4 protein-coding genes are annotated in these 10,199 nt (G+C 70.6%); 3 read left to right on the forward strand and 1 reads right to left on the reverse strand.

What is annotated here, in order from left to right; all coding sequences use genetic code 11:
- The 3 genes from J0670_RS39955 to J0670_RS18440 all read left to right on the forward strand — a co-directional run.
- Positions 1-5,485: RHS repeat-associated core domain-containing protein (locus tag J0670_RS39955; RefSeq protein ID WP_207812710.1), on the forward strand; the 5,485-nt coding region annotated here is incomplete at its 5' end.
- Between the two features lie 151 nt (positions 5,486-5,636).
- Positions 5,637-5,837 (forward strand): hypothetical protein, encoded by a 201-nt coding sequence (locus J0670_RS18435; RefSeq protein ID WP_207812711.1) that lies wholly within the window; start codon positions 5,637-5,639, stop codon positions 5,835-5,837.
- Between the two features lie 319 nt (positions 5,838-6,156).
- Entirely contained in the window at positions 6,157-8,091 is a 1,935-nt protein-coding gene (locus tag J0670_RS18440; RefSeq protein WP_307806575.1) for an ABC transporter ATP-binding protein, read from the forward strand.
- Between the two features lie 90 nt (positions 8,092-8,181).
- Here the strand turns inward: J0670_RS18440 and J0670_RS18445 are convergent.
- The coding region (locus tag J0670_RS18445; protein ID WP_207812712.1) for a M9 family metallopeptidase at positions 8,182-10,199 on the reverse strand (2,018 nt) is incomplete at its 5' end.

Genomic DNA, 10,199 nt, shown 5'->3' on the forward strand with positions numbered 1-10,199 from the left:
CGCCGCTCCCGCCGCCGTCGCGGCGGCCGGTACGCCCAAGTGCGCCGTCGACCGGCTGGCCGAGAACCGCCAGGTGATGCAGCCCGGCACCGCGCAGGTGTCCTGGGCCATCGAGATGGCCGAGCAGGGCCTGCTCACCGGCTCCGCCTACACCCGCCCGGCCGGCTGGTCCAACCTGGGCCTGGCCGCGTACGCCCCCAACGGCGACTTCGCGCGGGTGCCGCTCAAGCACCCCGCCGGTGACTCCTTCGACTCCGTGCCGCGCTCGATCTACCAGGCGATCGTGGCGCAGGAGAGCAACTACAGCCAGGCGTCCTGGCACGCCCTGCCCGGCATCGCGGGCGGCGCGCTGGTCGGCGACTACTACGGCGCCGGCGGCTCCATCTCCAAGATGGACTACACCAAGGCCGACTGCGGCTACGGCCTCGGCCAGGTCACCAACGGCATGTCCAAGGGCGACACGATCTACTCGGTGAACGGCCAGACGAAGATCGCCGTCGACTACCAGGAGAACGTCTCCGCCGGTCTCCAGATCCTGGAGCGGACCTGGAACCAGCTCTACGACGCCGGCATCACCGTCAACGGCGGCAACCCGCGCTACCTGGAGAACTGGTACCTGGCCGCCTGGGCCTACAACTCCGGCATCCAGCCCACCGCCGCGTTCGGCAACACCACCGGCTGCGTCCCCGGCCCCACCTGCACCAGCGCCGAGGGCAACTGGGGCCTGGGCTGGGCCAACAACCCGCGCAACCCGGACTACCCGCCGACCCGCGCGCCGTACCTGAAGAACACCTACGACGACGCCCGGCACCCGGCCAGCTGGCCGTACCAGGAGCGGATCATGGGCTGGGCCGGCCAGCCGATCCTGCGCTTCAACCAGCCCGCCTACGCCAAGCCCGACTACCACGGCGGCAAGACCTGGCTCCAGATCCCGCCCGTCGAGACCTTCTGCACCGGCGACAACAAGTGCGACCCGACGGGGGCCTCGAACCCCAAGTACTGCACCCTGGCGAGCCTCCAGTGCTGGTGGCACCAGTCGGTGACCTTCATCCCGGACTGCGCGACCACCTGCGCCACCAGCGCCTACACCGTCGGCGCGGGCTCGCCCGAGCCGGCCGTGGTCAAGCCGCACCCGCACCCGCCGGTCTGCTCGCTGAACCCGGCGAAGGTCGCCAACGCCGGCTACGGCGCGCCGATCATCGTGGACGAGGCGCAGACCCAGCCGCCGCTCAACCTGGTCGGCTGCGGCACTCCCTCCAACTGGTCCCAGGGCGGCAGCTTCACCTACACCTACGGAAGCAACGCGGCCGGTGACCCGATCGGCGCGATCGACACCCACCAGCTGGGCGTCGGCTTCGGCGGGCACGTGCTCTTCACCCACACCGAGGACGGCAGCAACCCGGCGCTGATCAACACCGGGACGTGGACGCCGAACCTGCCCAAGCTCCAGTACTACAAGATCAAGATCCATCTGCCCTCGACGGCCGCGACCGCGACCAACGTGGTCTACACCATCAACCCCGGTGGCGGGGTGGCGCCGTGGAAGATCCGGGTGAACCAGAACTGGGGCACCGACGAGTGGGTCACCATCGGCACCTTCGCGATGCAGAACGGCGGCAACCTCCAGCTCAGCAACAAGAGCGAGGTCAGCGGCGGCGGCAACATCAACTACGCCGACTACGACGTCGCCTACGACGCCGTCGCCTTCATCCCGATGGGCGGCACCCCCGGCCAGCCGATCGGCGGCCCGCCCGGCATCCAGGACGCGCCCAAGGGCAGCAACCCGTCCTGGGTGCAGTGCGGTTGTGTGCGCCGCACCGCCGGTGACCCGGTCGACACCAGCACCGGCTATTTCGGCGAGCAGTTCACCGACCTCTCCACCCCCGGCCGCGGCATGCCGCTCACGTTCACCCGCAGCTACGCCTCCGCGACCGCCGACCCGGCCGGTCCGGGCGGATCGCTCGCCGCGGACGGCCCGTTCGGCTGGGGCTGGACCCACTCGTACAACCTGAGCGCCGTCACCGACGCCGCCACGGGCAACGTGACGATCCGTCAGGAAGACGGCTCCCAGGTCACGTTCGTCAACTCCTCCGGCACGTACGCGCCGTCGGCGCCGCGCTACAACGCGACGCTCAGCAAGAACGGGAACAACTACACCTTCACCCGCAAGTCGAAGGAGGTCCTCACCTTCGACGCCGGCAACGGGCGGCTCCTCGCCGAGACGGACGTCTCCGGCAGCAAGGCCTCCCCGGCGTACGCCACCACCATGGGCTACGACGGCGCCGGCCACCTGACCACCATCACCGACCCCGGCGGGCGCGTCTACACCCTGACCTGGACCGGCAACCACATCACCGCCCTGTCCGACAGCGCCGGACGCCGGATCACCTACGGCTACGACGGCGCGGGCAACCTGACCGACGTCTACGGCGTCGGCACCACCCGCACCCCCGCGCTCAAGGACGACGACCACTCCCAGTACGGCTACACCGCCAACCACCTGCTCAACTCCATGCGCAGGCCGGTCCAGTACGGTTCCACCGCGACCCCGGCGCCGGTCGTCTCCATGACCTACGACAGTGCCCAGCGCGTGGTGAACCAGACCGACCAGCTCGGCGGCAGCACCGTGTTCGTCTACGGCCCGGACAGCGGCGCCGGCCTCGCCGCCGGACAGGTGCTCGTCACCGACCCGTCCGGTCACAAGGTGCTCCACACCTACCAGAACGGCCTGCTGGTCTCCGAGACCAAGGGCTACGGCACCCCGGACGCCGGGACGTGGAGCTACGCCTACGACCCGATCAGCCTCGGCGTCACCGCGATCACCGACCCCCGGGGCAACCTCCAGACCGCCGTCTACGACGACCACGGGAACCAGGTCGGGGCCAGCGACGCCCGCGGCTTCACCACGGCCAAGAGCTACGACGCCGCCGACAACCTCGTCTCCACGCTGGACGCGGGAGGCCTGCTGACCAGCTACAACTACGACGAGGCCGGCCACATCGCGACCTCCGGGGGCACCAACGCGGCCGGTGACGGCCACAACCTGCCGACCAGCACCGTCCAGCGCGCGGCCGACGGCTCCACCGGCGAGCACAGCGTCAACCTGTACTACGACGACGCCGCGCACCCGGGCGACATCACCCGCACGGTCGACGCCCGGGGCAACACCAGCAGCAGCACCTACGACGCGGCGGGCAACCTCACCAGCACCACCGACGCCGCCGGGAAGACCGCCAAGCGCGGCTACGACCAGGCCCGCGGCCTGCTGACCTCGGAGGTGTCGCCTCGCGGCACCGAGGCCGGCACCGCACCCGGGTGCACCGCGCCCGCGAAGGGCTGCACCACCCACACCTACGACGTCTGGGGCCACGAGACCGGCACCACCGACCCGCTCGGGAAGACCACGGCCGCAGCCTACGACGCCAACGGCAACCAGACGTCCGCCACCGACGCCAACGGAAAGGTCACCACCTACACCTACGACGCCATGGACCGGCAGACCCTGGCCAAGCGCCCCGACAACACCCAGGTGGCGACGGCGTACAACCCGGACGGCACGGTCGCGAGCACCACCGACGGCGCCGGGGCGCAGACCACCTACGGCTACGACGCCCAGGCCCGGCAGACCTCCGCCACCGACCCGAACGGGCGCGCCACGACCTCCGCCTACGACGGGGCCGGCAACCGTACCACCGTCAAGGACCCGTCCGGTCGGGTCACCACCTTCGGCTACGACGCCGCCAACCACCTGACCTCCGTCACGTACTCCGACGGCGTCACCCCGAACGTCGGCTACGGCTACGACGCGCTCGGCCGCCAGGTCTCCATGACCGACGGCACGGGCACCGGCAAGCGCGCCTACGACGTGTTCGGCCAGCTGACCTCCCAGACCAACGGGGCCGGAGCGGTCGTCGGATACACCTACGACGAGAACGGCAACCAGACCGGCATCACCTACCCCGGATCCGGCACCCAGACCGTCACCCGCACCTTCGACAAGGCCAACCGGCTGACCGCCGTCAAGGACTGGAGCGCCAGGACCACGTCCTTCGGCTACGACAGCGACGGCCACTGGACCACGACCACCTACCCCAACGGCACCACGGCGACCACCGGCATCGACGACGCCGGGCGCCCCGCGAGCGACGTCCTGACCAAGGGGACGACGACCCTGGCCTCGCTCGGCTACGCCCGGGACGACGCGGGCCGGCTCTCCGGCGAGACCCGGACGGCGCCGACCGCCGACAGCCGGACCTACCAGTACAGCCCGCTGGGCCAGCTCAAGTCCGTCACCACGGGCGGCACGACCACCGGCTACGGCTACGACGCGGCCGACAACGCCGTCCAACTCGGCACCGTGAAGCAGGCGTTCGACGCCGCGAACCAGCTCTGCTGGAGCGCGAACGGCTCCGCGCCCGCGAACCCGACCTGCGCCGCCCCGCCCACCGGGGCCACCACCTACACCTACGACGCCCAGGGGGAGCGGACCCAGGCCACCACCGGCGGCACCGTCAGGAAGTACGGCTACAACCAGGCCGGGCAGCTGACCGGCTCGGACTCCGGCACGGGCACCACGGCGGCCTACACCTACGACGGGACGGGCCTGCGGGCCGCCAAGACCGTCGGCGGTACCACCACGTCCTTCACCTGGGACGCGGAGCAGGACGCCGGCCTCCTCTTCGACGGCACCTACAGTTACGTCTACGGCCCCGACGCGAGCCCGGTGGAGCAGATCTCCGCAGCCGGAACGCAGTGGTTCTTCCACGACCAGATCGGCTCCACCCGGGCGCTGACGGACTCGGCCGGCGCCCTGGTGGCGACGTACGACTACGGCCCCTACGGAGAAGTGAGGGGCAAGACCGGGACGGCCGCCACGGTTCTCCAGTACACGGGTCAGTACACCGATTCCGAAACCGGACTGGTCTACCTGCGGGCCCGTTACTACGACCCGGCGACCGCCCAGTTCCTGACGCAGGACCCGAAGTTCACCGAAACACGGCAGTACTATTCCTACGCGAACAACGATCCGCTGAACCTCATCGACCCGTCCGGGATGAGCTGGTTCAGCGCCATCGGCAACGCGGTGAAGGACCACTGGCGGGGCATCGCCCAGGTGGCGATCATCGCCACCGCGACCGTCGCCACGGCGGCCTGCGCGGCGGCCACGGCCGGCATCTGCGCGGGCGCGGGAGGAATGCTGATGACGGCCGCCATCGGCGCCGCGGCGAGCGTCGGCGTCTACGAGGTCGGAGCAGGCGAGCACACCGTCAAGGGAGCGGTGCAGCAGGCCGCCATCGGGGCGGCCACCAGCGGCGGCGGCACGGCCCTCGCGAAGGGCTTCATGATGGTGTCGAAGACCGCCAAGTTCATGACGGCCACCGACGCGCTCTTCAACGCGGCCCGCAACGGAGGGAAGTTCTGGAAGCAGGGGGAGAACGTCCGCGAGGTCCTGAACCACTGTGGTTTCGGGACGAAGTGGCCGTAGTCCGGGCCATTCGCTGACAGAATCCCATTTCATGAACTGATCGGTGGTGCCGAAGACTTCGGCACCACCGATCGGCATTTCGGCTACTGGATGACGGTGCCGCTGCTAGGCTCCTCATACCGGTGAATGTCACGGAGAAAGGCAGGTCCACGTGGAGGAGAAGAGGGGTTTCAAGAGCGTCCTAAGCTCCGGCCCGCGTGTCACCGCTCTCATCGTGCTGCTGGACGTCGCCGTCATCGCGTGCGCGATGGCCTTCGTCCCCGCCACCTACGTCTTCCCCGCCGTGGGTGCCCCGCTGATCGTGGTCAACACCTTCGTCTTCCGCCGGGCGCTCGACCGGAAGAAGGACTGAGCGCGCGTCCGCGCGGCCGGCCTCTGCCGGGGCCTCTCCCGGAATCGAACATCGCGGACCTTCCCGGTGATCGTTAGCCACCAACTCGCCGTCGCCGACACGGAATCGCCCGGATCGAGTGAGAGCCGCCGGGACACGCCGTAGCGCCCCGGGAGCCGGTGCCAGGATCGGGGTCCGCACCGGCAGCCGCCCCTCGCAGAGTGCCCCTGGGCACCGCTGCCCACCCACCGTGCCCGAACGGTGGTGAGGGCTGCCCGCGTGCGGAAACGCCACGGCCGTACGAGGGAGGAGCACTGTGTCGGAGCAGACCGTGAAACCCGTGGAACCCGTGAACCCCGAAGGCACGGCGGAGGAGGAGCACGAGGAGGAACTGCGGCTGAGGTTCCCCGGCGACCGCCGGGCCGAGGCCGGCGCGTCGATGTCCACCGGCGCGATGCTGCGCCGGCTGCCGCACCTGGTGCGCCGCGCGATGGCGCTGGCCTGGGCGGCGGACCGTACGTCCACGGTGCTGCTGCTGGTCTGCCAGGCGCTGGCCGGGGTGTTCGGGGCGCTCGCCCTGTACGCCACCACCGGCACCCTGGACGCCCTGCTGGTCGCCGGCCCGGTGACCGAACACCTCCGGAGCGCCGCGCCGTCCCTGCTCCTGCTGACCGCCTCGGCCGGGCTGCGCGCCGTGCTGGGCATCGCCGTGGTGGGCCTGTCCGGCCGGGTCTCGCCGCGGATCACCCGGGAGGCGGAGCTGGCGCTGATCGCCGCCGGGTGCGCCGCCGAGCTGAAGGCCTACGACGAACCCGCCTACAACGAGCAGTGGGAGGCCGCCGACCGGGGCGCCTCCACCACACCCGACCTGCTCTCCAACGCCCAGGACGTGATCGCCTCCACCGTCTCGCTGGCCGCCGCCGCGGGTGTGCTGGCCACCCTGCACCCCTGGCTGGTGCCGCTGCTGCTGCTCGGCTCGGTGCCGACCGCGGTCGCGGCCGTCCGCACCGCCCGGATCCACTACCTCGCCGCGGTGACCACCAACGAGGACCGCGGCGCGCTGCGCGTCTACCGCTGGTTCCTGATCGACAAGACCCGCGCCGACCAGGTCCGTTCGGACCAGGTGACGCCCTTCCTGATGGCCAAGTACCGCCGCGCCGAGGCCAAGATCGTGGCCGCCACCGACCGGGCCACCCGGGAGGCGGCCAAGGTGTCGCTGCTGGCGGCGCTCGGCACCGGGGCCGGCGGCGCGCTGATCTGGGGCACGCTGCTCTACCTGGTGGCCGGCGGCCGGATCGACCTGGCCGCCGCCGGCACCGCCACCTTCGCGCTGCGCACCGCCTCCTCGGGCCTGCACGGCCTGGTCGGCAACGGGGCCCGGCTGTACCGGATGGGCCTCTACCTGGACGACTACTTCACGTTCCTGGACGAGGCCGGCGGACACCGCATCAGCCGGGGCCGACTGCTGCCCGCAGCACCGCAGTTGGTCGAGGCGGCCGACCTGTTCCACCGCTACCCGGGCGAGCAGCAGGAGCCGGCCCTGCGCGGCGTCAGCATGACCCTGCGGGCCGGCGAGGTGGTCGCCGTCATCGGGCAGAACGGCAGCGGCAAGTCGACCCTGCTGAAGCTGCTCTCCGGCCTCTACCTGCCGCAGTCCGGCCGGATCACCTGGGACGGCGTGCCGGTGGAGGAGTTGGACGCGGACGGCATGTGGGCCAGGGTGGCCCGAGTGCCGCAGGAGTTCGCCCGCTGGCCGCTCGGCGCCGCCGAGAACGTCCACCTGGGGCACCTCACCGACCAGGTGATGGCCGACGTGGAGCGGGCGGCGGCCCGTACCGGCTTCGATGAGACCGTCGCCCGGCTGCGCTCCGGCTGGCGCACCCTGCTCGCCCAAGGCTGGTGGGGCGGAGCCGAGTTGTCCGGCGGTGGCTGGCAGCGCGCGGCCGTGGCGCGGGCCCTCTACCGCACCGTCCGCAGCCCCGGGCTGCTGATCCTGGACGAGCCGACCTCGGACCTCGACCCGCGCGCCGAGCACCGCATCCTGCACGCCCTGCGCTCCCTCGCCCCGGGCCGGATCACCCTGCTGGTGACCCACAACATCGCCAACGCGGCGGTGGCGGACCGGGTGATCGTGATGGACAAGGGCCGGATCGTGCAGACCGGCACCTGGGCCGAACTGGCCGCCCGCCCGGACGGGTTGTTCCGCGAGCTGCTGGACCTCCAGCGCGACCGCGGCATTCCGGCGCAGCGCGTCGCGGGGCCGGCGGCCCCGTAGGGCGCGGTGGAGACGACGGAGGGCCCCGCGTCGCCGCGGGGCCCTCCGTCTCACCTGTCTGACGTCACATCAGTTATGCATGTTCCTCGCTCAGTTGTAGGTCGTGGTGACGGTGACGCCGCCGAAGCCCTGCTGGGCGTAGAGGCTGAAGAAGACGTAACCGGCGGGCGGGTTGGTGATGGTGAGCGTCTCGCCGTTGCCGCTGCTGGTGGACTTGGCCTGGTACGAGCCGGTGGTGGCCCAGGCTCCGCCGTTGTAGTACAGGTCGGCGTTGCCGGTGCCGCCGCTGGTGGTGATGGTGAGCTGCTTCACGCCGGCCGGCAGGTTGAGGAAGTTGTAGCTGTAGTTGCCGGTGGTGGCGGCGACGTTGTCACGGCGGCAGTTCTTGTCGTACTGCCGGGTGTCGGAGGCGGTGCACAGGGGCGCCTGGGTGGTGGGCAGCGAGCCGCAGTTGTCGGCGGCGCAGGCCTTCAGCCAGGTGGCGAAATCGGCGTCGTACTTCGTGCCGATGGTGGTCTTGAGCAGGGTGCGGGCGCCGGCCCAGTCACCGGCACGGTACTTGGCGAGCAGCGCGTCGACGTCCTGCGGGTGCGACTGGAGCATGTAGCGCACCGCCAGGTAGCCCCAGTTGTACGTCCGGGTGGAGTTGGAGTTCTCGTAGGTGGTGTCGAAGAGCGTGCTCAGCGCGTACGTGCCCAGGCCGGCCTGGGTGACCGCGTCGTCGTAGTGGACGCCCCGGTAGCTGTAGGAGACGTACTCGGCGAGGCCCTCGACCCACCAGACGGTCGGGGTGGTCATGCCGGCGTTGAAGTCGCCGTACATGTCGTAGCGGCCGTCGAGGTAGTGGGTGTACTCGTGGTTGAGGTTCCAGATCTGGAAGCCGGGCAGCCAGGTGGCCTGGTGGGCGATGAAGCGGGCCTGGTTGCCGACCGTGGCCGGGTTGCCCTCCTCGTACTCGCCGCCGTTGTCCACGGCGATGTCGTACATCTCCCAGGCGTAGAGGCTGTAGTCGTAGTAGCTGTCGAAGACGACGACCTCCAGGCTGGTGTTGTTGTCGTTCGCGACCGGCCCGCTGTCCTTGACGATCTTGTGGAAGAAGGCGTCCTGGTTGACCAGGCTGGTGCAGGTGTCGGCGAACTGCTGCGCGGTCATGCTCTGCGAGCGGATCTTCAGGTTGGCGTTGCAGGTGTAGTTGGACGTGAGCACCAGCGGGACGAGCTTGGCGGGCACGTCACAGGTGCCGTAGTAGGAGCAGTTGCCCGCGTCCTTCTTCTCCGCGAACCAGAGCAGGTTCATGGTGAGCGGACCGGTGTTGCCGACGAGCGGGTAGCGGTTGATCAGGTCCTTGAGGATCGGACGGCCCTGGGCCCGGAGCGCGTCGTTGGCGACGAGGTTGCCGAGCTGGATACCGATCGAGGTGACCGGGTCGGCGCCGTTGATCTGGGAGCTGTTGCGGGTCACGAAGGACGCGGCGGTGGTGGCGAAGGACGGGTCGGCCTGGAGGGCGGAGACGAAGGCCGGCTGGTCGAAGCCGCGCTCGATGACGGTCTCGGTGTTGGCGACGGCGGTGGCCATCGAGCCGGTCCAGGTACCGGTGTTGTAGTCGTTCAGCAGCCGCTTGACGACGCCGGTGTAGCGGGCGTTCTCCTGGGCGCTGTCGATCAGGGTGACGGCCTCGGCGAGGGTGGCGCCGTTGGCCTCGGTGACGTCCTTGCTGTGCGGGGCGGCGAAGAAGCCGTCGAGCGCGCCGCGGATGGCGGTCTGGAGGGTCGCGCCGTACGGGCCGACGGCGTCCTTGTTGTACCACTGCACGTAGTAGCCGGCGCGGAGGAAGAGCACCAGCTGGCCGGCGGAGGTGGAGTCGTCGCCGGGGTAGGTGGTGGCGGTGTCGCGCAGGGCGTTGGCGACGGTGGCCATCTGGGCCTCGTTGAAGGCGGCCTTGGCGTCGTTGCCGGTCAGCTTGAACAGGGTGTTGACGCAGTCGAGGCTCGCGGCCTTGACCTGCTGGACCAGCGCGGCACCGGAGTTGCCGGTGAAGGCGGACGTGTCGCAGGCGGTGGCGGTGAAGGACTTCGCCGTCCTGGTGGCGCCGACGGCACTGCCCGCCG

This window comes from Streptomyces sp. FH025 (assembly GCF_017427025.1).
Lineage (GTDB): Bacteria > Actinomycetota > Actinomycetes > Streptomycetales > Streptomycetaceae > Kitasatospora.